This window comes from Lactobacillus pasteurii DSM 23907 = CRBIP 24.76 (assembly GCF_000297025.1).
In the GTDB taxonomy this organism is placed as follows: domain Bacteria; phylum Bacillota; class Bacilli; order Lactobacillales; family Lactobacillaceae; genus Lactobacillus; species Lactobacillus pasteurii.
Genome location: NZ_CAKD01000024.1, coordinates 131,614 through 156,663, shown reverse-complemented (window position 1 = coordinate 156,663; position 25,050 = coordinate 131,614). Strand labels below are relative to the sequence as shown.

Here is a 25,050-nt window from a genome sequence, read left to right as displayed (position 1 = left end):
GGCCGAATGAAGAGCAAGATCAAACGCTTCTTTTTGCTTGCTTTAGCCTTAGTGCTGGCAGTTAGCCTGTCAGCTTGTGAAAGCTCAGGCCAAGCAGCAAGCAGTCAGGTTAACACCTGGAAGCAAGTTGAAAAGTCCAAGACAATTATTTGGGGAGTAAGAAACGATACGCGCTTGTTTGGATTAATGGATATTAAATCAGCTAAGTTAGTTGGTTTTGACATTGATTTAGCTAAAGCAATCACCAAGCAGCTTTTGGGTAAAGATGGTAAGGCAGTATTATTTCAAACTAGTTCTAAAACCAAGATTCCTGTTTTGAAAAATGGCAACGTCGACGCCTTGATGGCCACAGTAACCATTACGCCTGACAGAAAAAAGCAGGTTACTTTCTCTGATCCGTACTTCAACGCTGGTCAATCACTGCTAGTTAAGTCAGACAGCAAGATTAAGTCAATCAAGGATTTAAACAAAAATGGCATCACAGTTGTAGCAGTTAAAGGTACGACGGCTGTTGCCAATATTCATAAGTTTGCGCCAAAGGCCAGAGTTTTGGAATTTGACGATTATGGTCAATGCTTCACTGCACTTAAGGCCGGTCAAGGACAAGCAATGAGTACTGATAATGGTATCTTGGCTGGTATTGCGGCTGAAAATAAAGGCTACAGCGTTGTTGGTGGCACTTTTACGCATGAGCCGTACGGGATTGCGGTTGATAAGGGCCAGACTGAGTTTGCCCAAAAGATCAACCAAGCTCTTAAAGAACTTAAACAAAACGGTACCTACAACAAGCTAATGCATAAATGGTTTGATGGTATTCCAGGATTCAGTATTAAGGAGGCTGCACGCTAATGTGGGAATTATTTATCAATAATTGGCAGACTTTTTTGATTGGATTTGCGAATACAGTTTTCTCAAGTATTTTAGCTTTAATTGGTAGTTTGGTAATTGGATCAGGTTTTGCGATTTTAGAAACTGTTCCAAACAAGTTCTGGCGAATTGTGGCTAAGATTTATATCGAAATTTTCCGCAACATCCCTTTGCTGGTAATTGCCATGATCTTTTATTTGGTCGTTCCGCAATTTTTATTTAAAGTCAATGGCTTTACCGCAGGTACTATTGGCCTTACCTTATATACTTCAGCCTTTATTGCTGAAACTGTTCGCTCCGGTATTAACGCTGTTGGTGATGGACAAATGGAAGGGGCTAGAAGTAACGGTATGACTTATTGGCAGGCAATGCGCTATGTTATCTTGCCACAAGCCTTCAGGATCGTGATTCCACCTTTGGGCAATCAGTTTGTCAACTTAATCAAGAACTCCTCAGTTCTAGCCTTCGTTGCTGGATTTGACTTGATGTATCAAGGGGACATTGTTGCTTCAAACACATTTGAAACAATTCCAACTTACATCATTATTGGGATTTTCTATTTGATTTTGACGATGCCGTTGTCATATTACATGCAACATTTGGAAAATAAGTAAGGGGGGCGAGCTGATGGATTTTGTTAATGCTTTATCATGGGTAAACTTTCGCTTTTTATTGCAAGGTTTATGGGTAACCATTTATGTATCATTGATTTCAATTGCCCTAAGTTTTTTGATTGGATTATTGCTAGGAACAATTAGATATACGAAAACGCCAATAATTTCCAAACTGGTGGGCTTCATTGTTGACGTTGTCAGAAACTTGCCCTTGCTGCTCATTATCTTCTTTACCTATTTCGGTTTACCAGGCATAGGAGTTAGAGTAAACTCATTAGTGGCATCAATTATTGCCCTGGTGATCTTTGAATCAGCCATGATTTCTGAAATTGTTCGTTCAGGAATCAATGCTGTTGACGAAGGTCAAATGGAAGGTGCTAGAAGCAACGGAATGAATTTTGTCCAAGCCATGTTTTATGTGGTCATGCCACAGGCTTTGCTTAAGATGATTCCAACTTTGCTGTCGCAATTTGTTTCTTTGGTAAAGGATACGTCTTTAGCAACGATTATCATTTTGCCGGAATTGCTTTACCATGCTCAAATTGTCTATAGCCAAAATACTAACTACATGATTCCAATGTACTTGATCATTGCAGCAATGTACTTTGTTGTTTGTTTCTGCCTATCCATGTTTGCATCATATTTACAAAGGAAATTTGATAGTCGATAGGTAAGTTTTATGCGAATCAATGAGAGATTGACTGATTTTGAGCGAGTTGAATTGACCAAAAAGTCATACGAAGAACTAGCAATTGGAGCAGAAGTTGTTATTGGTGAAAATATGCTGGGCAAAGTAGTCAAGATCATCCATGAAGAAGATGGTCTCAGAGGCTATGTCATCAGCAATCAAAGCGAAATAACGATTTTGTTCAAAGGCTCTTTTGGACTAAGAAAGGGCAATCCAACCACTTGGAGGGATGAATGGCTCAGAACTAATTTGCCAATTCTGTTAGCCTTAATTAATAAAGAGGCTAAAATCCCCAGTCAGTTAGTTTCGGCTGCTAGAGTTTTGAATCAAAGCTTGCACGAGTTACCAGAGTTGCCATGCTATATCTATGGGCATTCTCTAGGAGCAATTAATGCTCAGTATGCCTTGGCTCATTGCCGTCATCCAGAGCGAATTGCTGGGGCATACTTGTATGAAGGAACTAATATTTGGGAGTTGCTCAATAGTGCAGAAAGACGTCGTGTAGGCAAGCTTCGTCAGCGAATCAACAACTATATCGATATTTACGATCCGGTAACTTTGGGCTTTACAGCTACGCATCATATGGTTGGCCGGCTTTGCTATGTTGATAGCAGACAGATTAATCCCATCTCGCAACATATGTGGGGCGGGTATCAATTTGATGCTAATGGAAAGCTGAGGCTTAAGGAAGTTGATGAAGAATTTCTGCGCGAAAGTCGAAGTGAGCAACGCTTGCTAACGAAATCAAATGACTTGGCTAAGATGCTTGATTCTAAAGATCCAACTGGAGAATTTCGTAAATTAGCCGTAGTAAAAATGCAGCAATTGCAAGATAAGTTGCCGTCGCGCAAGTCTTTGAGCAAATTAGCTAGCAGTCTCATTGAAGAAAAAATTTTAAAAAATAAATCTGAAGAGTAGTTCGTTTAGCGAACGCTCTTTTTTTCTGAAAAAAATTTTTTGAAAGACTATAATGGAAATAGATTAATATAACAGCCAGCAATCATGATCAAGTAATAATAAGGAGGGCAATATGGATAAAGATCCTTTGGTTTATAACTATTCAATCGGCAAGCGCAAGCCTTATGACTACGACTATGGCAATCGGCAGAGCAACCAGAATGCTAGTTGCCCTTTCTGTGATGTAGCTCATTTGGAAAATATCTTTAGGCGAGAAGGGGATAAGATTTGGCTTAAGAACAAATACCCAACCTTACTAGATACTGATCAGACTATTTTGATTGAATCAAGCGACCACCAGGGCGATATTTCAACTTATACGCGAGAAGAAAATCAAGCTTTGATGAAGTTTGCACTAGATGCTTTTCATGAGATGTATTATTCTGGCAAGTATAAGAGCGTGTTATGGTATAAGAATTTTGGACCAAAGTCCGACGGATCTTTGACTCACCCCCATATGCAAATAGTTGGCTTATACAAAAAAGATGGCTACCAAGATGTTGGACCAGAGAACTTTACTGGCTTTGAAGTTGGTAAGTCTGGGGATGTTGAAATGAACATTTCCGCTACGCCAGTTCAGGGATATCAAGAAGTCAATATTTTGACTTTCCACAATCAAGATTTAGATATTTGGGCCGATTTAATTCAAAAAGGTACACAGTACATGCGCTCAGTTCTATCTCACGGTGTGGACTCATACAACCTCTTCTTCTATCCACTAAATGATGGTGAAGGCACTTGCTGCAAGATCATTCCTAGATTCTATGCTTCGCCATATTTTGTTGGCTATAAGATTTCACAAGTTGATGATTCTGATACCTTGCGCTGGGAGGCAAAACGGTTAAAAGGCTTTGTTACCGGGGGCATTAGCTTGTGATTTTATTTTTGAGCAAATTGTTATCCTTGTGAGAATTATCCTGCTATAATCTATTTATAGCTTGTTATCAGGAGGATATTTTATGAAGTACGCACAAACTAAAGAAATTTTGAATCAATTAGTTGCTGATTTAACTCAGATGCAAATGATCGTGCACCAACATCATTGGTATATGCGCGGCAGTCAGTTCTTGAAGTTGCACCCATATTTGGACAAAGTTATGGATGAACTTGCTGAGCAACTTGATGAAGTTTCAGAGCGTTTGATTACTTTGGATGGTTCGCCAGTTTCTACTTTAGGTGAAATTGTTCAAATGACTAAGATTCCTGATGAAAAGGGAACCTGGGGTGAAAGCACTAAGGAGCGCTTTGAAAAGATTATTGCTGGCTATCGCTATCTTGAAAAGCTTTACGAAAAAGGAATCGAAGCTAGCGATGAAGAAGGCGACTATTCAACTAATGACATGCTGACTGGTTTCCATACTGCAGTTGAAAAAAGAATTTGGATGATGGCTGCAGAGGTTGATCAAGCGCCAGAAATCGACAAATAACGACTTAAATTAAAGATCGCTGTATCGCGGTCTTTATTTTTTTGCCCATATCTGATTCTATCTTTTGCTATAATAAAGGTTGTTAATGTATACACGAGGAAGAATTATGAAAAAGATAATTGTTATAGGATCAAGTAATGTTGATACAACCTTGCATGTGAAGGACTTTCCACAAGCTGGAGAAACCATAAATGCAAGCAAGGTGACCGTAGCAGGTGGTGGCAAGGGTGCTAATCAAGCAATTGCTGCTGCCAAAAGCGGTGCTGAAACCAATTTTATCAGCCGAGTTGGCGATGACAATTTTGCAGATTTTTTAATCGGTGAATTAACTAAATATGGTGTTAAGACCAATTGCGTGATGAAAACCACCGGTCAATCTACTGGTCAAGCTTACATCACTTTGAATGAAGCTGGTCAAAATGATATCATCATCGATCATGGTGCAAACTACAGTCTGACAGTTGATGATATTGAAGAGCAAAGTCGATTGTTTGGAGAGGCTGACTGCGTAATTGCTCAATTTGAAACGCCAATTGAAAGTACAATTGCTGCCTTTAAGCTGGCTAAGAAGTTGAATACTTTGACTATTTTGAATCCAGCTCCAGCTATCAAGGAAATTCCCCAAGAATTGTTGCAATTGACTGATATGATTGTGCCAAATGAAACCGAATGCGAATTGATCACCGGTATTAAAATCAATGAAGAAGCTGATCTAGCCAAAAATGCCCAAAAATTACACGAACTTGGCATTAAGAACGTAGTGATTACTTACGGCGATAAGGGTGCATATTTATCTACTGATCAAGTTGAAAAGTTGATCCCTGCATTTAAAGTTAAAGCCGTAGATACCACAGCAGCTGGTGATACTTTTATTGGCTTTTTGGCAGGAGGATTGAAAGCAGACTTGGCTAATATCGAGCAAGCAGCCATCCTGGCTAGCCGTGCATCGTCTCTTGCTGTACAAAAATTGGGTGCACAACCTTCAATTCCATCAATTTCAGAAGTAAAAGAAGCAATGAGGTAGTAAAAATGGATAAACAAAGACAAGACGAATTAAAAAAGCAAGCTGCTCAAAAAGCAGCCGACTTAGTTGAAAATGGAATAATCCTAGGTGTGGGTACTGGTTCAACTGTTGCCTTTTTCATTGATGCTTTAGGCAAGAGAAAAGAAGAAGGCTTAAGCCTTAAGCATATCGTTACAACTAGTAACCGAAGCAAGAAGCAACTTGAAGGCTTAGGCTTTAAAGTTGATGAATTAAGTGAAGTTGACCATGTAGACTTGACTGTTGATGGTGCAGACCGCGTTAATAGTGACCTTGATGGAATCAAGGGTGGTGGCGGAGCATTGACTTTGGAAAAGAATGTAGCTGCTAATTCAACTAAGAACATCTGGATTGTTGATGGTTCAAAGGTTCACGACGTTCTTCAAGGCTTCCCATTGCCAGTAGAAGTTTTGCCAATTTCTTGTGAGCAAAACTTTAAACGTTTTGAAGAAAAGGGCTTAAAGCCAGTTTGGAGAATGGATGGCGAAAAGCGCTACGTAACTCACTATGGCAACTACATTATCGACTTAGGCTTAGACAAGATTGAAAAACCTTATGACTTAGCTGATTATCTTGATCATACAGTTGGCGTAGTTGAACACGGCTTGTTCTTAAATATCTGCGACCAGGTGATTATTGCTCAAGATGATGGTACAATCGTAGAACAAGTAAAAGAACACTAGTATTTTCAGAAAAGGGGATTCGATGAAAAAAATACCTTTAATTATTAGTACCGACCCAGGAATCGATGATATTGCTGCAATTACAATCAGTCTTTTTGCCAAGGAATTCGACTTAAAGATGATTGTGCCAACTTGGGGAAATGTTGCGCTAAATTATACTTTGCAAAATACGCTTAATTTAGAAAAATTTCTTCAGACCAAGGTTCCCGTGATTGTTGGTGCTAACCAACCTCTAGTTAGACCAGCAATTAGTGCGTCTAATGTTCACGGCGAAAAAGGCATTGCAGGCTTCGAATTTCCTGAGGCTGATCAAAGTTTAGTTGAAGCAGGACTTGCTACAACCAAAATGTATGAATGCATCATGGCTAGTTCAGAAAAAGTAACCTTGCTAGGAATTGGACCTTTGACTGACTTTGCGCTATTGCTAAAGCAATATCCACAAGTAACTAGCAAGATTGAACAAATTGTTATTATGGGCGGAAATATTGGCCATGGTAACTATGGTCCATTTGCGGAATACAATATTGCTGGCGATCCAGAAGCAGCTCAAGTTGTTTTCCATAGTGGCTTGCCAGTTAAGGTGGCTCCGCTTGAAATTGGCAATCAAGCTCATATTACCAAGGAAGAATTGGATCGAATCAAGTTCTGTGGAAAGGTTGGGGAAATGCTTTACGCAATGTTCTCTAATATCCACGAACCAGACGGCAATCACAAGATCATGATTTATGATCCAACTGCTGTAGGTATTATTTTGCATCCAGAATTTTACGATTTAAGAAAAGCAAGAGTTGAAATTGAATTAGCTGGACATGTTACCTATGGAGCAAGTGCCATGGACTTCATGGCAGAAAATCCAAATGCGGAAATAGCAGTTAATGTTAATACTGAAAAATTCGCAGATTGGTTTGTAGAAAGTATCAAACTAGCAGATCAAGGAAGTAAGTAATGGCAGATTTTGTTTATCGGACAGTAATGCACGATATTAAGCAGAATATTTTAAAAGGCGCCTACGAAGGGATGCGTCTTCCTGATGAGCGATCTTTAGCTGAACACTATCAAGTTAGCCGTTCATCAATGAAGCGTGCCTTGGAGCTATTAGCTCAGCAGGGGATTGTTTTCAAAAAAAGAGGTAGCGGAACCTTCATCAATCCGCTCTACTTGAAAAATCGGGCACTATTTCGTTATGAAGGCTCCAACTTGGGCTTAACTGATAGTTTTAAGGTTCCAGGAAAAGCTCAAAAGATTAAGTTGCTTGATTTTCATGTCGTAAAAGCTTCAAAAGAAATCGCGCAAGATCTATTTTTGACAGAAAATGATTTTGTTTATGAATTCAAACGTTTGCGTTTACTTGATGATCAACCATTTTTGATTGAAACGGGCTATATTCCAATTAAAATTATGCCAGAGCTCAAGCCGGAAATTTTGCAAGAATCGTTGTTCAATTATCTGGAAGATGAACAAAATAAGACGGTAACTAGATCGTATTTGAACATTACGGTTGAACCATCTAGTTCTGAAGATCAAAGCGAAATGAAGCTCAAGCCGGTTGAGCCGGTTGGCGTGATGGAAGGTATTTTCTTCTTGGATGATGGAACGCCATTTGAGCTTTCAATCATGCGAGTGCATTACAATTATATGAAGTTCAATACCTTCGTAAATTTGAATAACTAAAATAAAGAAGCAGTTTGGCTTTTCTTGATTGGAAAAGTTTGAACTGCTTCTTTTTGATTTTTATTCCGCTAAATATTGTTCTAGAACTTGCAAAACGCCATTGTCATTGTTACTTGGAGCGCGATAGTCGGTATATTGGAAAAGCTCCGGATTGCCATTAGCCATTACATAACCGTATTTAGCTAGCTGCAACATTTCTAAGTCGTTGAAGTCGTCGCCAAAAGCGATCAAATCATCGCTAGTTAACTTGAAGTAATCTAAGAAATATTTCAAGCCGCTGGCTTTGTTGACTTCGCTAGGGATGACGTCGACTGTATTATAGCCACTGCTGGTGAAATGAACTTTTTCGGGATTTATTTGATTAAATTCTGCTTCCATTTGGCTAGAAAGCTCAACTGGCATTCTTAGGGTCAATTTGATAATTTCATCATCGACGCCTAAAAAATCATCCACCAAAATTCTTTCAGGATAGTAGTAAGTCATAAAATCGATAAATTCCTGGCTGGTACTCTTTTTCATGTATGAGTGATTTACGGCTGAAACGAAAATTTCAACTTGTGGATAATTTTCTTCGATAAATTGCAACAACTTGGGTGTAGTTTCTTTTGACAAACTGTATCTAGCTAAAAGTTGATTATCGCGATAGAGCAAGCCACCATTTTCGGCAACTATATTGATTCGATCCAAGTATGGAGCAAAGTCTTTTTGAATTTTGCCAATTGGACGACCACTAGCAATAATGAAGTGGGCGCCTTGCTGGCGCAATTGAGCAAGAATTTGTTCAAATTTTGCCTGGTTAAAATCCTGCTTGTCGGTCATGAAAGTACCGTCCATATCTACAGCTATAGCCTTAAAAGGTAGTTTACTCATATATTTATTTTCTCCTTAATTGACAAATTGATCAAAGCTAGTCAAAGGGCTTTGATAAACAAATGATAAGTTAATGTTTTTAGTTAATTGACGAAGCTGATTTAGAATTTCTCTTTGTTCATTCGTCAAATGCAAGTCTTCTAATACTAATTTACTTTCAATGTACATTACTAGTTTACCAGTATAAGCCATTGGATGGTCATCAATTGTAAATTTGTACAAAACATTGGCGATCGCATCGCGCAGTGGGCGGTAGGGATCAATGTTTAATTCATTGTACATATCAATAAAGAAGCTTTCATAGAACTTCTCGAGTAACTGATGGGTTTCTTGTTTATGGTTGTTTTTCTTGGCAACGAATTGAAAGTTTAACATGGCTCTACTCCTTTATAACGGAAATAATCTGTGTCGATGGTCTAAACCATTGGCGAATTTCTGGACTTGGAGCAGTATCAGTAATCAAAACGTCGATTTTATCTAATGGCGTCGATAAAAATGGGGAGACATTTTTATTGACGAACTTGTATTTTTCCGCAATTAAAATAACCTTTTTGGCTCTGCTAGTTGCCATCCTGATTAATTTCGAATCCTGGCTTTCAGCGGTGTAGCTTCCATCAGCACGGACTTTAGAAGCACCAATTATAGCAGTGTTAAAGTACATGTACCGCAATTCGTCTAAAGCAGAAGCTGAATAGACGAGGCGGTTCTTTTTGCCAATTTGTCCACCTAAAATTGTGACTAGAGGTAGGGATTCATTCATTAATGCCAGCGCATTGTCGATGGAGTTGGTAACGATCTCTAAATCCATGCCGTTTAGTTGATAGCAAAGTTGCTGCAAAGTAGTGGATGGACCGATGAAATCCAGGTCGCCAGGATGCACGAAGCGTTTAGCCATTTCGGCCATTTTCTTTTTTAAAGGAGATTGGATTTGCTTTCTGGCTAAGAAAGTTGGAACGGATTGTTGATCCAGTTCAATGATGCCGCCATGAACGCGCATTGCTTGTCCAGTTGAACAAAGCTTAATTACATCTCTTCTAGCAGTATCAAAGGAGACTCCTAACAAATCTGCAATCTCTTTTGTTGCTAAATGGTCGGTTTGTTTTAATTGCTCTTTGATAAATTCGAGCCGTTTTTCTTGTTGCATAACTGCCTCCAGCTATAAATTAACACGATAAATAATTTTTTTGCGCATTTGTTAAGTGCTTCGAAGATATAAATCAGTGTTTATCAGTATTTGAAAGAGTAGATACTGAATTATTTTTAATATAAGTTATTATATCAGCTTTTTGATATAAGCATTTACTTAATATGCTTAATAAAAATTGGATGGTACCAATTTTATAAATGGTTGAAATTTATAAAAAATGTGGTATGATTAATTTGTAACAAAGAAAGAACGAAGATTAATAAAGATTTTAAGAGGTGTTGACTATGTCAGTTGATTACGATTCAAAAGATTACTTAAAGAGTGTTGACGCTTACTGGCGTGCTGCTAACTACTTATCAGTTGGTCAACTATTTTTGATGAAGAACCCTTTGCTTAAGACCCCACTTGTAGCTGAAGATGTTAAGCCAAAGCCAATTGGTCACTGGGGAACTATTTCTCCACAAAACTTCATCTACGCTCACTTGAACAGAGTATTGAAGAAGTATGACTTGAACATGTTCTACGTCGAAGGTTCAGGTCACGGTGGTCAAGTAATGGTTTCAAACTCTTACCTTGACGGTTCATACACTGAACGTTACCCAGAAATTACTCAAGACGAAGCTGGTATGACAAGGCTCTTCAAGCGCTTCAGCTTCCCAGGTGGTGTTGCTTCACACGCTGCTCCTGAAACTCCAGGTTCAATCCACGAAGGTGGGGAATTAGGTTACTCATTGTCACACGCAACTGGTGCTATCTTGGACAACCCAGATGTAATTGCTGCTGTTGAAATTGGTGACGGTGAAGCTGAAACTGGTCCTTTGGCAGCAAGTTGGTTCAGCAACCGTTTCATCAATCCAGTTAAAGACGGTGCTGTATTGCCAATCTTACAAATCAACGGTTTCAAGATTTCTAACCCAACTATCGTTGCTAAGATGAGCGATGAAGAATTAACTGAATACTTCTCAGGTATGGGCTGGAAGCCATACATCGTTTCAACCTTTAAGGGTGGCCGCTACGATGGCATGAAGGACATCATGGACATCCACGAAGAAATGGCTAAGACTTTGGATGAAATTATTGAAGAAATCAAGTCAATCCAAAAGCACGCTCGCGAAACTGGCGACAAAAGCATGCCCAAATGGCCATTATTGATCTTCCAAGTACCAAAGGGTTGGACAGGTCCGAAAGAAGATCTTGACGGAAACCCAATTGAAAACTCATTCCGTGCTCACCAAATTCCAATTCCAGTTGAACAAGGCGACATGACTCACAAGGACCTCTTGCTTGACTGGCTCAAGAGCTACAAGCCAGAAGAACTCTTCAACGAAGATGGTTCACCAAAGGAAATCGTTACTCGTAACACTGCAAGCGGCGATCAAAGAATGGCAATGAACCCAATCACTAATGGTGGTATCAACCCTAAGCGCTTGAACTTGCCAGATTACCGTGAATTTGCCTTGAACTTTGACAAGCCAGGTTCAATCGAAGCTCAAGATATGGTTGAATGGGCTAAGTACTTGAACAAAGTTGTTGAATTGAACCCAACCACTTTCCGCGGATTTGGTCCTGACGAATCTAAGTCAAATCGCTTGTTTACTTTATTAGATGAACAAAAGCGTCAATGGGAAGGCGACGTACACGAACCAAACGACGAAAACTTGTCAACTGGCGGTCGTGTAATCGACTCACAATTGTCAGAACACCAAGCTGAAGGATTCTTGGAAGGTTATGTTTTAACTGGTCGTCATGGATTCTTTGCAACTTATGAAGCATTCGGTCGTGTAGTTGACTCAATGCTTACTCAACATATGAAGTGGTTGCGTAAGGCTAAGGAACAATACTGGCGTCATGACTACCCATCACTTAACTTTGTGGCAACTTCAACTGTATTCCAACAAGACCACAACGGTTACACTCACCAAGATCCAGGTTTGTTGACTCACTTATACGAAAAGAACCGTCCAGACATGATTCACGAATACTTGCCATCAGATACTAACACTTTGCTTGCTGTAGCAAACAAGGCATTCCAAGATCGTGAAGGTATCAATGTTTTGGTAACTTCAAAGCAATCACGTCCACAATGGTTCTCAATTGAAGAAGCTGCTAAGCTAGTTGATCAAGGTTTAAGCTACGTAGATTGGGCTTCAACTGACCAAAATGCTAAGCCGGACGTTGTCTTTGCGTCAACTGAAACAGAACCAACTTTGGAAACTTTAGCAGCAATCGACATCTTGCACAAGAAGTTCCCAGAATTGAAGATCCGTTACATTAATGTAGTTGATGTAATGAAATTGATGAGTCCAAAGGATAACGAAAAGGCAATTTCACAAGAAGAATTTGACCGCTTGTTCCCAACTGATGTTCCTGTAATCTTTGCATGGCACGGTTACAAGAGCATGATGGAATCAATCTGGTTTGCTCGCAAGCGCTACAATGTTCACATTCACAGCTATGAAGAAAATGGTGACATCACCACTGCCTTTGACATGAGAGTCTTGAACCACCTTGACCGTTTCGACTTGGTAAAAGACGCTGTTGAAAGCATTCCAGCATTGAAGGACAGGAGTGCAAGTGTAATTGACGAAATGGATCAATTATTGGCTAAGCACCACCAATACATTCGTGACAACGGTAAGGATATTCCTGAAGTTACTGAATGGAAATGGGAAGGCCTTAAGTAACTAATAGAATGCAATATAAATAAACATAGTATTTGATAAGGACTAATTCTAAAATCCGCTTAGAATTAGTCCTTATTTTTTGTATTCATATTTATAATTTGAATGTTAAAACGATATTTATTGTACTGAATATTAGCTCATACTTTTGGTTCAAAAGTCGGAGATGGAACTGAAAAGAAAATTGGTTCATATCTAGTTTATAACGAATTTCAAGCTAATACTATTACTTCATCATTGTTCATGACTGCATCTGCACCAAATGTAGCCGCTATCGGTTTGGCAGCTGCTAACGGTGTTCATGTTTCATGGTTTGGATGGTTATTAGCAGCTATTGTTCCAGGTTTAATTGCCTTAATCGTTGTTCCATTTATTTTGTACAAGTTATATCCACCTGAGATTAAAGAAACTCCAAATGCAAAATCTTGGGCAGAAGGACAATTGGCAGAAATGGGACAAATGAAATTGTCTGAAAAATTAATGCTAGCTATCTTTATTTTGTCATTAGTATTATGGATGGTTTCAAGTTTTGTACCGGCTGTTAATGCAACTTGGGTCGCTTTCTTAGCTACAGCGTTATTGCTTCTTTCAGGTATCTTGACTACCAAGGATATTTTGAATGAAAATGGTGCTTGGAACGTTGTTATTTGGTTCTCAATCTTGATCTTTATGGCAAGTCAATTGAGTCAACCAGGTGGCGTAATTCCATGGCTTCAAGGAACTATCAAGCATGCTATCGGTGGTATGTCACCAATGGTAGTTATGGCAATCTTGGTCCTTTATGGTTTAGTAGGTGGCCTATGGATGAATGTTATTGGTTTATAGAAGATTCTAGTGAAAGAGCCTTGATCGTTTTTCGATCAAGGCTTTTTGCATTATTAATAGTTATAACTATTTATGGAGTGCAGAAGTAGTACCGATTTTTTGTAAAATTCTATTTGCAATTCCTTCAGTTATAGCAAGATGAGTAATTAATCCGGAATTAAGGGCTCCGAGAACAGCAGTAGACTTGAATTGACTTTTCTCAACAATAAAGCGGACGGGGACTTTAGCTAATTCTGCTAAGTCAATACCGCAGATATATGGCTCAAGATTATCCAAAATTTTTCCTTCAACTGTGTATGGTCGCCCCAAAATAAAACCGGCTATTTTGCTAGTATCAATATTTTTGAATAAGTCAGAGCTATATTGCATAGATAAGTCCTTGTTTTCCTCAATTGATTGAAAAGTACCTAAACCTGTTAGCAACATATCTAAATTGTTATAGTATTTTTTCAAGTTAATAAACATGGGCTCTTGTTTTAGATACTGAATTGTGAGTGGATTAGCACAATACAAAGGAGCAGGAAGTTCCTGAAAACTTGCATTAAATTTATAGGCAGCAGTTTGAGCTAAAGGATTTTTTCTATGACCAGTTTCTGTCGCTATTCCAAGCAATTGGACGAAAGTTAGATTAGGCAGATTTTCATGCTGGAAATTCTGAATAATGTCCATGCTGGTTGTTCCCCAAGTTAGGCCAACATTATTCACTTCTCTAAGCATGTGCTGCAATTTATTAGCCACAAAGCGCGATAAAATCTCCGCATCCTCGGTCTTAGTGCTGCCCTTACGCAAGATGTAGGCTTCTTTTAAGTCGAAGATCTGCCTGAAATAATACTCTAGTTCAGAGTTTCGACGCATGTCGTCATCATTGATTGAAATCTGTACGATTTGCTTATCGCGAGCATCCTTGAGAGACTTGGCAATCAAATAGCGCGATAGATCATATTTATGTGATAATTCTTCAATATTGAGTCCGTTAAGATAAAAATCGCGTGCAATTGCAGCAATTTGGCTATCAGTTAATTGCATATAACCACCTTGATTAAATTACTTGATTGGAAAACGATACCATCGTTATCATAAATATTATAAATCATTTTATAAAGAAAAATTTATCGTGTCTTTTTTCTTTTTTGGCGAAAATATTGATATAATTTAAGTGTTAGCAACTAGTAGGGATTGTTGCAGGGAAAAGGATTGATGAAATGAAAAAATATAGACTAAGCAACAAGCAAATCGCAATTGGCATTGGCTTAATGGCTGTTGGCTTAGTGCTGTGGTTTTTGGCAGTTTTCACTTATTCGCAACTTAAACTTGCTTGGTTAATTCCAATCGGGATTATTTTGATCTGCTGTGGAGGATTAGAACTAACAGTACTTTCTTTGATCTATTTGCATAAGAATGATCAAGAAGCTAGAAAAGCAATTAAGGAAGCTGAATTAGCCAGAGAAAAGGAAAACCAAAACCAAAAAACTATTAGAAAGGATTCATCCGATGGATTTTAAAAGAGTTTTTAAGTCAGAACGAGCTACGCGTAAATTTACCAATCGTAAAGTCAATGAAGAAATATTAGCTGATATTATTCGACAAGCTCAATATTCTCCATCATTGCTTAATTCTCAACCTTGGCGCATTTACGCAGTAATGGGTGATAAGTTAGCTGCATTAAGAAAAGAACATGAAGCTAGAAGTTTAGAAGGCATCAAGCCTGACGAAGACTTCGCGACTATGCTCTCACTTGAGTGGGATACTTTCCCAAGTCAGAACATGGCAACTATGGGTGCTTCGCAAAGCTACTTCTACCATAAGAGATTGGCCTTGTTTAATAAGGCTAACAACACCATGTTCAATGCTCAATGTGTCCTATATCTAACTATACCTAAGGAGTCTCCTGCATGGTCAGTCTTTGATTTAGGTATTTTTGCACAAACATTGATGCTAGGTGCAATTAATGAAGGCTTGGCTACCATGCCAGCCCACTCATTAGTTTCATATCCAGACCTTGTTCGCAAATATGCTGGCATCCCTGAAAATGAATCAGTTGGAATGGGTATCGCTGTGGGTTATCTAGATAGAGCGGCTGAAGTTAATAAGCCGATTTACTACCCAGAGCGCTTGCCTTTAGATCGTATTTATAAAGTTTCTAAATAGCTCAGGCTATTTTATATTTTTATTTTAAAAAGGTGATAACAACTTTGAGTAACGCTCAAATAATTACAAATGTGATTGCTACTTTGGTTATCTTTGTTTTTGCTTCCTTTTTCGTAGCTGCTGAGTTTGCCCTAGTGCAAACGCGGACTAGTCAGCTTGAAGATATGCTGGCAAATGACCAAGGCAATAAGAAAAAGCTCAAAAAAGCTTTGCACATGTCACATAATCTTAATGAATATTTATCAACAACGCAGGTCGGCACCACCTTGGTTGGGGTAATCCTGGGTTGGTTTTCTGCGGATACTTTGGCGGAAATCTTTGTTCGATTATTCGATTTGACGAGCATGTCGCATTCTTTGGTTAAGTCTATTAGTGCCATTTTAGGGGTTGTTTTATTGACTTACCTAGAAGTTGTCGTAACAGAAATCGTGCCTAAGAATATTGCGATTGAAAAGTCCGTCAAAATGCTCTTGGCAATCGTTTATCCATTGCAGCTTTTCCACACTTTGGTTTATCCATTTGTTTGGTTATTGAATACTTCTTCAAATGCTCTTTTGCATCTTTTAGGATATAATCCAGCAGATGAAGAAAACGAGATCTATTCTCAGTCAGAAATCATTCGTTTGTCGCAAAATGCCGTTCATGGCGGCTCGCTTGATAAGTATGATTTAACTTATATGGAGCGGGCTTTTGAATTAAACGACAAAGTTGCCAAAGATATCATGACGGATAGAACTAGATTGAATGTTTTGGATTCAACTAATACGATTTCTTTTGCCTTGAAGGAATATCTTGAAGAGGGCTATAGCCGTTTTCCAGTTGTTAGAGATAATGACAAAGACGACGTCGTTGGTTATGTCTATGCCTACGACATCATCCAGCAAAACGAAGCTGATGGCAGCGTTCCTGTTACTAGAATCATTCGAACGATTATTACAGTTCCAGAATCAATGCGAATTCAAGAAATTTTGCATTTAATGATTCAAAAGCACACTCCAATTGTTTTGGTAGTTGATGAATATGGTGGAACTAGCGGAATTGTGACTGATAAGGATATTTATGAAGAGCTCTTTGGAACGGTTAAGGACGAAATTGATGATGTTTCTGATGATTACATTATCAAGGACAAGCAAGGCTTGATTCATGTTTCCGGCAAGACTACTTTATATGACTTTGAACGCTACTTCCACAGTCAAATCAAGGGCTTCCAGGACAGTGATATTATCACTATTGGTGGTTATATGATGGAACACTATCCTGATTTGAAGAAGGACGAGAGCGTTGAATTTGAAGGCTTTGAATTCAAACTTGACAATATTGAGCAAGGATTTATGCGTTGGTTCATCGTTAAGGCCCTTGACCAGGAAAAAGACGACCAATCAGAAGAGTAAAAATAAAAATATTCAGAAAAAGCGCTATTTTTAGCGCTTTTTTAGAATAAAAATGTTATAATCACTTGTATCAAGAATATTGTAGTAGATTGAGTAAAGCGAAGGGAATATACATGGCAAAAAGCGATAATATGGGTCGAATTATTGATCATAAGCTATTTACAGAAGAAGACATTCATGAAATTTGTGTTCGTTTAGGTAAGCAATTGACCGAAGATTATGCAGGCAAGAAGCCTTTAGTAGTTGGTGCCTTGAAGGGTGCAATTTACTTCTTGACTGACTTGACTAAGCAAATGGATGTTGAACAACAATTAGACTTCATTGATGTGTCTAGCTATGGCGATGGCTTTGAATCAACTGGCAAGATCGAGATAGTACATGACTTAGCTGCTGACGTTGCAGGTAGAGACGTATTGATTGTAGAAGATATCGTTGATACTGGCTTGACCCTTAAGTTTATGAAGGATCTTTTAATTGAGCGTGGCGCTAAGAGCGTTAAGTGCTGCGTATTGCTTGATAAGGAAGCTCGCAGAACTACTGAAGTTGAAGTTGAATATTACGGTTCAAAGGTTGGTAATGAATTCGTAGTTGGATATGGAATGGACTTCTTGAACATGTATCGCAACCTTCCATACATTGGCATTTTGAAGCCAGAAATCATTGATAAATATATCAAGTAATAGTCATACAAAAAAGCGGTTTGCATTTGCAAATCGCTTCTTTGGTTAGTCGTTATTTTTCTGGTTAACTTTCTTTTGGTGATAGTAAAGTGGAATTCCTAATAGAGTTAAGCCAATTCCCACTAGCGAGAGCCAAAATTGATTGATAATCGTAGTTACAATAATGAAAGCTCCGCCAGCAATGGCAATGATTGGAATCACTGGATACAATGGAACTTTGAATGGACGCTTGCGCTCTGGTTCGCGCTTTCTAAGAATCAATACAGCTACAGCTAACATTGTATTAAAGCCCCACATTACCAAAACCAACATGTCTGTCAAAATATCGAAGTTGCCAAGGGCAATCATGACAATTGAGATTGAGTTGACAATCAAAGCCCCAAATACTGGAACACCTGTGTTGATGTTGGTTTTGCCAATTTTATCGGAAAATGGCAAAAGCTTATCTTGTGCCAAAATGTAAGGAGTTCTCATCCCCGTCAAGGTGTAGGCATTAGCTGCACCATAGACCGAAGTCAGAATACCAATTGTGACGATCTTGCCACCGATATCTCCAAATAGCTTGCTAGAAGCTAAAAAGGCGGCATTTTCGTTTCCTTGAATCTTGGCTAGTGGAAGCACTGTCAAGAAGGCGTAATTGATCAAGATATAAATGATCGTGATAATCGATAGGCCTAAAATGATTGATCCAGAAAGGTCTTTTTCAGGATTTTTGACTTCGTTAGCTAAGTTAGTAACTACGATCCAACCTTCAAAAGCAAATAAAGCAGATAATAAGCCTTGGCTCATTCCACCGGCCCAACTTCTACCAGCGCCCACCGTAACAGGGAAGAGCTGGATTCCGATCTTGTGTTGATTGAACAAGCCCCAAACGATGATCAAAACAATTGGAATGATTTTGATAACTGTGATGACTGATTGAACCTTGCTAGAAAACTTGGTGCTGATAAAATTAGTTATGGTCAAAAAGACGACCACCAACACAGCAATCAGGTTGCTATAATGACTTGGCAGATTAAACAGTGACGTAAATTGTACGCCGAAGATCGAAGACAAGGCTCCGATTTGAGCTGGAAAATAGACGATCATCTGTGCCCAGCCAAATAAAAAGCCCCAAATACTACCATAGGTATAATCTAGATATTTAATTGCACCATTGGTTTTTAAAGAGGCGGCCAATTCCGAAATAGTTAGGCCTGAAGCAATCGAAACGATCCCAGCTATCAGCCAAACAAAAAGCGTCATTGACGTGCTGCCTGTTTGAGCGGTGATTGTTCCAATTTTAAAGAAAACCCCGGCTCCAATTACAGCTCCGACTACAGTTGCAAGAGCTTGAAAAAAAGAAATTTGTCTTTTCATAAAGTTACCCCATTTAAAAAGTGAACTTATGCTATTATACAAGAATAAAGTCGTTTGGTATAGAATGAAAACTTGGGTAAAATAGTTAATTGGAAGGTGAATCATATTGTGAAGAGATTTCATCATCGCTTGACCTTGCCGCTCATTTTGCTGCTTTTGGCTTTGTCAATTGGGGGCTTATTTTGGGGCTATAGCAATTTCAAGCGCGATACGACCTTGCCTAGCGATGCAAATCCTAGTGCAATCGGGGTTGAATTAAATCAAAATTATTCTGGAATAGATCTGCATCAATTGCAGGAAAACGGCCTCTCATTTGTCTATTTGCGCAGCACGCAAGGGCGGTCATACTTTGATGATGATTATTTGACCTACCGAGATCAGATTCTAGGAACAAAATTGGCTTTTGGCACGGTGATTTATTATAGCAATGAATCGACTGCAAGACAGCATTATGATTACTTTTTCAAACAAGTTGGCAATAATACTGGCAGCTTGCCGATTATGGTCAAGCCAGCTGTAAGTAGTAGGTCCAAGAAGTATCTTAGATCGATGGCAAATTTTGTCAGCATGCTTCAAGCTGGGCAAAAGAATGTCTTAGTGGCACTTAATTATAAGTATCATCGACTTTTTCCTCAGAATACGCAGTTTTTGAAAATGTCACCCAAGCAGCCTAATAAATTGCAGTATTCATTTTGGCGTTATAGCACTAACGGACGAGTTAAAAACGTTAGTGAATTGGATAGAGGCGTAACCATGTATGCTTATAATGGCACGGTTATGCAGTATAAACAGAAGTACGGACAATTAGCACAATAATGTATCAAGAAAAAATTCAAGCAGTTCTGACTAGAGAACATAAGACTAAACCAACTTTAATTCAAACTGAAACTTATGAAGCGATTTTAAATGGAGTCAGTTTAGTAGCTTTAGCTAAGACAGGAACTGGCAAAACCTTGGCTTATAGTTTGCCAAGCTTAGAAAGAGTAGAAAAAGGCCAGCCAAATCAGCTGGTGATTTTTGCGCCAACAACTGAATTAGCTGTGCAAATTCGCCATGCAATCAACCCGTATATCGCAGCCTTAGGCCTAAGCGGGGTGTCCTTAGTGGGTGCGGGAAATCGCAGAAGACAAGAAGAAGTCTTGAAAAAGAAGCACCCAGAAGTTGTTGTAGCAACCCCAGGACGGTTTTTTGACTTCTTTTCAAGTAGTCGCATTAAGGTTAAGCAAATCAAGACCTTGATTATTGATGAAGCTGACGACATTTTGGAATTTACCAAGATGGAATTACTTAGCTCATTAGGCCAAAACTTGCCATCTAGCAGTCAGATTTTGCTCTTTGGGGCAACTGACTCCCAGATTACCAAAAATGCGGAAGAACTTTTTGCACGGCAATTCTTATTGATCGATGTGCGCAACCGGCAGAAGTCACAAGTTAAGCATTATTTCTTGCAAGTTGACAATGCCCACAAGATCGATTTTTTGCAAAAAATGACTAAACTGGATTCCTTCAAGGGGATTTTGTTCTTTGATTCTAACCAAACCATGTTAAAGGTAGCCGGAATATTGGGTCATACTAAGACTAAGTTCCAATTGCTTTCAAACGACTTTAGCAAGGGTAGAAGAGAAGAAGCTTTGCGCGATTTAGCTTTAGGTAGAAATAAATTGCTCTTAGCAACAGATTTGGCTGCGCGTGGTTTGGATATTCCTGATGTAACTTATGTTATCAATTATGATATTCCAAGCGAAGTGAATACTTACTTGCACCGGGCAGGAAGAACGGGCCGAATGAACAAGGAAGGTCATGTAGTAACTTTAGGCGATGACCACGATTTTCGTGATTTGAAGACACTTTTAGCCGATGAACTAGAAGTAAGCCGGGTTTACTTTGCCGGCTATCATTTAAGCGAAAAGAAACCAGAGAAGAAGAAAAAAGAGCAAGCTGAAAAGCCAACAGCAACTCCAAAGCCTAAAGATAGCAAGAAAAAGCATAAAAAGCGCAAGAATAAGAATAAGGGATACCATCCACATTATCTGAAGGTGAAGAAATGAATCGAATAGTTGCTTGGCTTGAAGACTATGTTTTGCCCTTGGCAGCTAGACTTGGACAGGTTAGGTGGCTAGTAGCTTTAAAAAACGCCTTTGTTTCTGTAATTCCAATTACAATGGCAGGATCGCTGGCTGTTTTGATTAAGAGTTTGGTTGAAATTGCTAATGACCAGCTAGGCTGGCATGCATTGACAGTGGCACTTAAGCCGATCTTATCCATCAGTCAGATAGTTTGGCGGGGGACTTTTTCTTTATTTGCTTTATTTTTGGCGGTGGCTCTCGGCTATCAATTAGCTAAAACTTTTGAAGCAAATCGTCCAGCTGGGGCGATCATCTCTTTGTCTTGTTTTATGATGAGCGTGGCCAACTTAGTCAAAACTAAGGTTGATGGGGATGCGATTATTGTCCGGCAAGCCTTTGATATTGAGCAATTTTCTACGGCTGGAATTTTTACAGCAATTTTATTTGGCTCGCTTGGCTTTGGTATTTATCTTATTTGCTACAGGGCGAGAATAATTTTGCCTTTGCATACTAATTATCCACATGCGGAAATGTCAGCCTTTGAGGCGCTGCTTCCAGGGTTGATTGCGATTTTTTCAGTTGGCGGAATCAATTATTTATTCCAGCTTGTCACTGGAAAATACTTTGGCGATTGGCTATTGCAGGCAATTCAAATCCCATTAGTTAAGATCGGACAAGGATTTGGCCTAGTTTTACTTGTAACTTTATTGATCCAGATCTTTTGGTTTTTTGGAATCAATGGCCTGGGAGTAATGGCGCCGATTTTGGATTCGATCTGGCTAACAGCTCAAAATATCAACGTTACTGCTGTCAAAGCTGGCAAAATAGCACCGATGATTTGGGGTAGAGCAAGTTTTGATGTTTTTGCTTGGTTTGGTGGTACTGGCGGCACTTTACCATTGATTATTGCAATTTTGCTTTTCTCTAAGAAGGTTCAAGATCGAACCGTGGCTAAAGTTGCTTTGGCGCCGGGGGTCTTTAATATTGGCGAGCCAGTTATTTTGGGTTTGCCAGTGGTCTTAAATCCTATTTATTTAATTCCATTTTTATTAGCACCGGTCGTTAATGTAGCCTTTGCATATTGGATGACGGTAATGGGGCTGGTCAATCCGGTTCAAGTTGCCATTCCAACCTTTATGCCGCCAATCATTGGTCCGTTTTTGGCCTGCAATTATGATTGGAGAGCAATCGTTGTCAGCCTGCTTAATATCGGGATTTCTTTGCTGATATGGATGCCATTTATCTTTGCGGCTAACAAGCTAGCAGAGGCAAACAAAGAATTCTAAAAAATAATGAATTAACTTACATTTTATGGTAAAGTTAATTCGTACTGGTCTCGTAGCTCAGCTGGATAGAGCATCGGTTTCCTAAACCGTGTGTCGTGAGTTCGAATCTCACCGGGATCATCAAAAAAGCATTGCCTAGTGGCAATGCTTTTATTTTATCCATGAGTTGTCGTCATTGGGTTAAGCATGATCAAGCTGATCAAGCCCCAGACAAGCAAAACACAGATAAAGGCTGTATAGAGCAAGTATTTGCGCGTTTTGGGAGAACGAGACTTATCAAGTCCAAAGACTACGCAGAAGCATCCAATAACAATAAACACAGATGCCAAAATTAATATCGCCATTTTTATTCCTCTCTTAGATTTAGTTTTTTGCTATGTTGAATAGTACCACAAAAATCGTTATCATTATAGTTAATATGTGGAGGTTTATTATGGCAAAAATAAAAGTAATGACTGTTTTTGGAACTAGACCAGAAGCAATCAAAATGGCACCCTTAGTATTAAAATTGCAAAAAGACGACCGCTTTGAAGCAGTGACCGTGGTTAGTGCCCAACACCGTGAGATGCTAGATCAAGTATTGGATATTTTCAAAATTACTCCAGATTATGATTTCAATATTATGCATAAAAATCAAACTTTGGCAGAAATTACTTCCAAGGTAATGATCGATTTGTCCAAAGTAATTCAAATTGAAAAGCCTGACATCGTTTTGGTTCACGGTGACACCACGACCAGTTTTGCTGCCTCTTTGGCCACTTTTTATGAGCAAACAACTTTAGGCCACGTTGAAGCTGGACTTAGAACTTGGAACAAGTATTCGCCTTACCCAGAAGAAATGAACCGTCAAATGACTGATGACTTGGCAGATTTGTACTTTGCCCCAACTAACCTGTCCAAGGCTAATTTATTAAAGGAAAATCATCAAGCTGACAATATTTTCGTAACAGGAAATACTGCAATTGATGCTTTGCAAGAAACAGTTCAAAAGGATTACCACCACCAAGTGCTTGATGAAATTAAGGATGGCAATCGCGTAATCTTAGTAACAATGCACCGCCGCGAAAATCAAGGCGAGCCTATGCGGCGAGTATTTAAGGTGATGAAGCAAGTGGTCGACAGTCATGATGATGTCGAAATTATCTATCCAGTGCACCTTTCTCCAAGAGTTCAAGCTGTTGCTAAGGAAGTTTTCTCAGGCGATGAACGAATTCACTTGATTGATCCGCTAGATGTGGTTGATTTCCATAACTTAGCTAAGCGTTCATATTTCATTATGACTGATTCAGGCGGCGTGCAAGAAGAAGCACCTAGCTTAGGCAAGCCAGTACTCGTTTTAAGAGATACAACTGAGCGACCAGAAGGCGTAAAAGCGGGAACTTTGAAGCTAGTTGGAACGCAAGAAGAAAGCGTTCGAACTGAAATGGTTAGATTGCTTGAAGATTCAGCTGCTTATGAACAAATGGCTAATGCCAAGAACCCATACGGCGATGGTCATGCAAGCGATCGGATTTTGGACGATATTGCCTACTACTTTGACAAGAGTTTAACTCGCCCAACCGATTTTGAATAAAATAAGATGGTATCGATAAAGATACCATCTTATTTTTTTGTCTTAGATTTTCTTTCTTCTAGCCGAGCTTTAGCACGCTTAATCATAGTTTTTTCTTGCTTTTGAAAAACTGATCTAGTAGTCAAATAGTTGAAGATACCAACTAATATTTGGTCAATCAATTTTACTAGCAAGGGGTTGAGGTGAAGCCACGATAATCCTACTAACATGATCAAGGTATCGGGCAATAAACTAATAATGCGGTAAGTGAAGAAGACGATCAACTTATGCCAAGTTGAATGATCTTGGTCAACATTATTGGTAAAAACTGCTTTTTGGTTGAAATAAAATGAGGCAGCATTTGAAATAATAAAGGCTGCCGTGTTGGAGATCACCAACACGATATGCCACCATTGGTGCATAATCATAAAGATAAGCGTGTTGATTAAGGCAGCAATAAAGCCAAAAAGCATGTATGCCCATAAGTTGCGGTGTCTAGTGGCAATTTTTTTGCCTAAACGACGAATATTGGCTTGGTCAGAAACTGTAAGTCGTTTTTTATCCATTAAGTTTATCAGCCATTTCTCTTGCTGCCTGATCAATTGCTTCGATTGCTTCATCGTCAGGAGCATTTTCAATTGTCACTGGAGCAGTGATTTCAGTAGCATTGCAAGCAAGGAATGCTTTTTGGTAGTCAAAAACATTTTCGCAGAAGTGTTCGCCGTAAGTCTTGTCGCCGGATCCCATCACTGCAAAATATTTGCCAGAAAGATCCAATTCCTTTAATTGGTCATAAAAGTCTGCGATTTCGTCGGTCATGGTTCCTTCGCCATAGGTGTAAGTGACAAAAATACAAAGATCGCTATCTAAGTATTCGCTAGCATCCGCAAATGCTACCTCACTTGAATCAGTTTCGAAACCCAAATCTTGCAAATCTTCTTCAAGAATATCAGCCATATCCTCATCATTACCTGTCATACTTGCGTAAACGATTTTCGCCTTCATTATGCTTACCTCCCAGTCTTGATTTATCAATGCATACTATTATACAAGATTTTCGCCTATTTTTCGAAAATTTAGTAAAGTTTAAAAAAAA

The 25,050-nt window shown here is 39.0% G+C and carries 27 protein-coding genes, 1 tRNA gene and 1 pseudogene; 21 read left to right on the top strand and 8 right to left on the bottom strand.

The window, feature by feature from the left end; genetic code table 11:
• Nucleotides 1-6 precede the first annotated feature (6 nt).
• The 10 genes from BN53_RS08525 (at nucleotide 7) to BN53_RS08480 (ending at nucleotide 7,949) form a co-directional block, all read left to right on the top strand.
• Entirely contained in the window at nucleotides 7-849 is an 843-nt protein-coding gene (locus tag BN53_RS08525) for a transporter substrate-binding domain-containing protein (RefSeq protein WP_009560560.1), read from the top strand.
• Entirely contained in the window at nucleotides 849-1,481 is a 633-nt protein-coding gene (locus tag BN53_RS08520) for an amino acid ABC transporter permease (protein WP_009560559.1), read from the top strand. Before BN53_RS08525 ends, BN53_RS08520 begins: the two co-directional genes overlap by 1 nt.
• A gap of 13 nt (nucleotides 1,482-1,494) precedes the next feature.
• A complete protein-coding gene (locus BN53_RS08515; protein WP_009560558.1) occupies nucleotides 1,495-2,151 on the top strand; it encodes an amino acid ABC transporter permease in 657 nt (218 codons plus the stop codon).
• A gap of 9 nt (nucleotides 2,152-2,160) precedes the next feature.
• Complete coding sequence (locus BN53_RS08510; protein WP_009560557.1) at nucleotides 2,161-3,087, top strand: alpha/beta fold hydrolase; 927 nt, start codon at nucleotides 2,161-2,163, stop codon at nucleotides 3,085-3,087.
• Nucleotides 3,088-3,199: 112 nt separating this feature from the next.
• Complete coding sequence (locus BN53_RS08505; protein ID WP_009560556.1) at nucleotides 3,200-4,003, top strand: DUF4931 domain-containing protein; 804 nt, start codon at nucleotides 3,200-3,202, stop codon at nucleotides 4,001-4,003.
• 82 nt (nucleotides 4,004-4,085) lie between these two features.
• Entirely contained in the window at nucleotides 4,086-4,553 is a 468-nt protein-coding gene (locus tag BN53_RS08500) for a Dps family protein (protein WP_009560555.1), read from the top strand.
• A 106-nt stretch (nucleotides 4,554-4,659) separates the two neighbouring features.
• Nucleotides 4,660-5,577: a ribokinase gene (gene rbsK / locus BN53_RS08495; RefSeq protein ID WP_009560554.1), complete on the top strand. Its 918-nt coding sequence runs from the start codon at nucleotides 4,660-4,662 to the stop codon at nucleotides 5,575-5,577.
• A 5-nt stretch (nucleotides 5,578-5,582) separates the two neighbouring features.
• Nucleotides 5,583-6,278, top strand: coding sequence for a ribose-5-phosphate isomerase RpiA (gene rpiA / locus BN53_RS08490; RefSeq protein WP_009560553.1), 696 nt, complete (start codon nucleotides 5,583-5,585; stop codon nucleotides 6,276-6,278).
• Between the two features lie 22 nt (nucleotides 6,279-6,300).
• Nucleotides 6,301-7,224: a nucleoside hydrolase gene (locus BN53_RS08485; protein ID WP_009560552.1), complete on the top strand. Its 924-nt coding sequence runs from the start codon at nucleotides 6,301-6,303 to the stop codon at nucleotides 7,222-7,224.
• Nucleotides 7,224-7,949 carry a GntR family transcriptional regulator gene (locus tag BN53_RS08480; protein ID WP_009560551.1) on the top strand — a complete coding sequence of 242 codons (726 nt, stop codon included), beginning with the start codon at nucleotides 7,224-7,226 and terminating at the stop codon, nucleotides 7,947-7,949. The genes BN53_RS08485 and BN53_RS08480 overlap by 1 nt, the downstream gene beginning before the upstream one ends.
• 60 nt (nucleotides 7,950-8,009) lie before the next feature.
• Here BN53_RS08480 and BN53_RS08475 read toward each other — a convergent pair whose 3' ends face one another.
• From BN53_RS08475 to BN53_RS08465, 3 genes are read right to left on the bottom strand one after another with little or no spacing between them, the layout of a single operon-like run.
• Entirely contained in the window at nucleotides 8,010-8,819 is an 810-nt protein-coding gene (locus tag BN53_RS08475) for a Cof-type HAD-IIB family hydrolase (protein ID WP_009560550.1), read from the bottom strand.
• A gap of 15 nt (nucleotides 8,820-8,834) precedes the next feature.
• Nucleotides 8,835-9,194 carry a hypothetical protein gene (locus BN53_RS08470; protein ID WP_009560549.1) on the bottom strand — a complete coding sequence of 120 codons (360 nt, stop codon included), beginning with the start codon at nucleotides 9,192-9,194 and terminating at the stop codon, nucleotides 8,835-8,837.
• A gap of 4 nt (nucleotides 9,195-9,198) precedes the next feature.
• Entirely contained in the window at nucleotides 9,199-9,963 is a 765-nt protein-coding gene (locus BN53_RS08465; RefSeq protein WP_009560548.1) for a DeoR/GlpR family DNA-binding transcription regulator, read from the bottom strand.
• Nucleotides 9,964-10,250: 287 nt separating this feature from the next.
• Between BN53_RS08465 and BN53_RS08460 the strand changes: the two genes are divergently transcribed.
• Nucleotides 10,251-12,650 (top strand): phosphoketolase family protein, encoded by a 2,400-nt coding sequence (locus BN53_RS08460; protein ID WP_009560547.1) that lies wholly within the window; start codon nucleotides 10,251-10,253, stop codon nucleotides 12,648-12,650.
• 132 nt (nucleotides 12,651-12,782) lie between these two features.
• Nucleotides 12,783-13,427, top strand: a pseudogene (locus BN53_RS08455) (anion permease); the annotation flags it as partial.
• A 111-nt stretch (nucleotides 13,428-13,538) separates the two neighbouring features.
• On the opposite strand, the gene BN53_RS08450 reads toward BN53_RS08455, so the two are convergent.
• A complete protein-coding gene (locus BN53_RS08450; RefSeq protein ID WP_009560545.1) occupies nucleotides 13,539-14,498 on the bottom strand; it encodes a sugar-binding transcriptional regulator in 960 nt (319 codons plus the stop codon).
• A 176-nt stretch (nucleotides 14,499-14,674) separates the two neighbouring features.
• Between BN53_RS08450 and BN53_RS08445 the strand changes: the two genes are divergently transcribed.
• The 4 genes from BN53_RS08445 to hpt all read left to right on the top strand — a co-directional run bounded on the left by BN53_RS08445 (nucleotide 14,675) and on the right by hpt (nucleotide 17,691).
• Nucleotides 14,675-14,974 carry a hypothetical protein gene (locus BN53_RS08445; protein WP_009560544.1) on the top strand — a complete coding sequence of 100 codons (300 nt, stop codon included), beginning with the start codon at nucleotides 14,675-14,677 and terminating at the stop codon, nucleotides 14,972-14,974.
• Complete coding sequence (locus tag BN53_RS08440) at nucleotides 14,964-15,620, top strand: nitroreductase (RefSeq protein ID WP_009560543.1); 657 nt, start codon at nucleotides 14,964-14,966, stop codon at nucleotides 15,618-15,620. The genes BN53_RS08445 and BN53_RS08440 overlap by 11 nt, the downstream gene beginning before the upstream one ends.
• Nucleotides 15,621-15,664: 44 nt before the next feature.
• On the top strand, nucleotides 15,665-17,011 hold the full coding sequence (locus BN53_RS08435) for a hemolysin family protein (protein ID WP_009560542.1): 1,347 nt from the start codon (nucleotides 15,665-15,667) through the stop codon (nucleotides 17,009-17,011).
• Between the two features lie 113 nt (nucleotides 17,012-17,124).
• Nucleotides 17,125-17,691: a hypoxanthine phosphoribosyltransferase gene (gene hpt / locus BN53_RS08430; RefSeq protein WP_009560541.1), complete on the top strand. Its 567-nt coding sequence runs from the start codon at nucleotides 17,125-17,127 to the stop codon at nucleotides 17,689-17,691.
• 45 nt (nucleotides 17,692-17,736) lie between these two features.
• Here the strand turns inward: hpt and BN53_RS08425 are convergent, their stop codons facing one another.
• On the bottom strand, nucleotides 17,737-19,050 hold the full coding sequence (locus BN53_RS08425) for an APC family permease (protein WP_009560539.1): 1,314 nt from the start codon (nucleotides 19,048-19,050) through the stop codon (nucleotides 17,737-17,739).
• A gap of 108 nt (nucleotides 19,051-19,158) precedes the next feature.
• On the opposite strand from BN53_RS08425, the gene BN53_RS08420 reads away from it, so the two are divergent.
• The 4 genes from BN53_RS08420 to BN53_RS08405 all read left to right on the top strand — a co-directional run bounded on the left by BN53_RS08420 (nucleotide 19,159) and on the right by BN53_RS08405 (nucleotide 22,522).
• Nucleotides 19,159-19,866, top strand: a complete 708-nt coding sequence (locus BN53_RS08420; protein WP_009560538.1) for a GH25 family lysozyme — start codon at nucleotides 19,159-19,161, stop codon at nucleotides 19,864-19,866.
• A complete protein-coding gene (locus BN53_RS08415) occupies nucleotides 19,866-21,098 on the top strand; it encodes a DEAD/DEAH box helicase (protein WP_009560537.1) in 1,233 nt (410 codons plus the stop codon). The genes BN53_RS08420 and BN53_RS08415 overlap by 1 nt, the downstream gene beginning before the upstream one ends.
• Nucleotides 21,095-22,402, top strand: coding sequence for a PTS sugar transporter subunit IIC (locus tag BN53_RS08410; RefSeq protein WP_009560536.1), 1,308 nt, complete (start codon nucleotides 21,095-21,097; stop codon nucleotides 22,400-22,402). Before BN53_RS08415 ends, BN53_RS08410 begins: the two co-directional genes overlap by 4 nt.
• A 46-nt stretch (nucleotides 22,403-22,448) precedes the next feature.
• Nucleotides 22,449-22,522: transfer RNA gene (locus tag BN53_RS08405), tRNA-Arg, on the top strand.
• A 35-nt stretch (nucleotides 22,523-22,557) separates the two neighbouring features.
• On the opposite strand, the gene BN53_RS09305 is transcribed toward BN53_RS08405, so the two are convergent.
• Nucleotides 22,558-22,746, bottom strand: coding sequence for a hypothetical protein (locus BN53_RS09305; protein ID WP_009560535.1), 189 nt, complete (start codon nucleotides 22,744-22,746; stop codon nucleotides 22,558-22,560).
• Nucleotides 22,747-22,835: 89 nt separating this feature from the next.
• Between BN53_RS09305 and wecB the strand changes: the two genes are divergently transcribed.
• The gene (gene wecB, locus BN53_RS08395) at nucleotides 22,836-23,975 is read left to right on the top strand and encodes a non-hydrolyzing UDP-N-acetylglucosamine 2-epimerase (protein WP_009560534.1); all 1,140 of its coding nucleotides are present in this window, start codon (nucleotides 22,836-22,838) and stop codon (nucleotides 23,973-23,975) included.
• A 29-nt stretch (nucleotides 23,976-24,004) separates the two neighbouring features.
• Here wecB and BN53_RS08390 read toward each other — a convergent pair whose 3' ends face one another.
• Together BN53_RS08390 and BN53_RS08385 are read right to left on the bottom strand one after the other, a co-directional pair.
• Entirely contained in the window at nucleotides 24,005-24,520 is a 516-nt protein-coding gene (locus tag BN53_RS08390; RefSeq protein WP_009560533.1) for a GtrA family protein, read from the bottom strand.
• Entirely contained in the window at nucleotides 24,513-24,959 is a 447-nt protein-coding gene (locus tag BN53_RS08385; RefSeq protein WP_009560532.1) for a flavodoxin, read from the bottom strand. The genes BN53_RS08390 and BN53_RS08385 overlap by 8 nt, the downstream gene beginning before the upstream one ends.
• Between the last annotated feature and the right edge of the window lie 91 nt (nucleotides 24,960-25,050).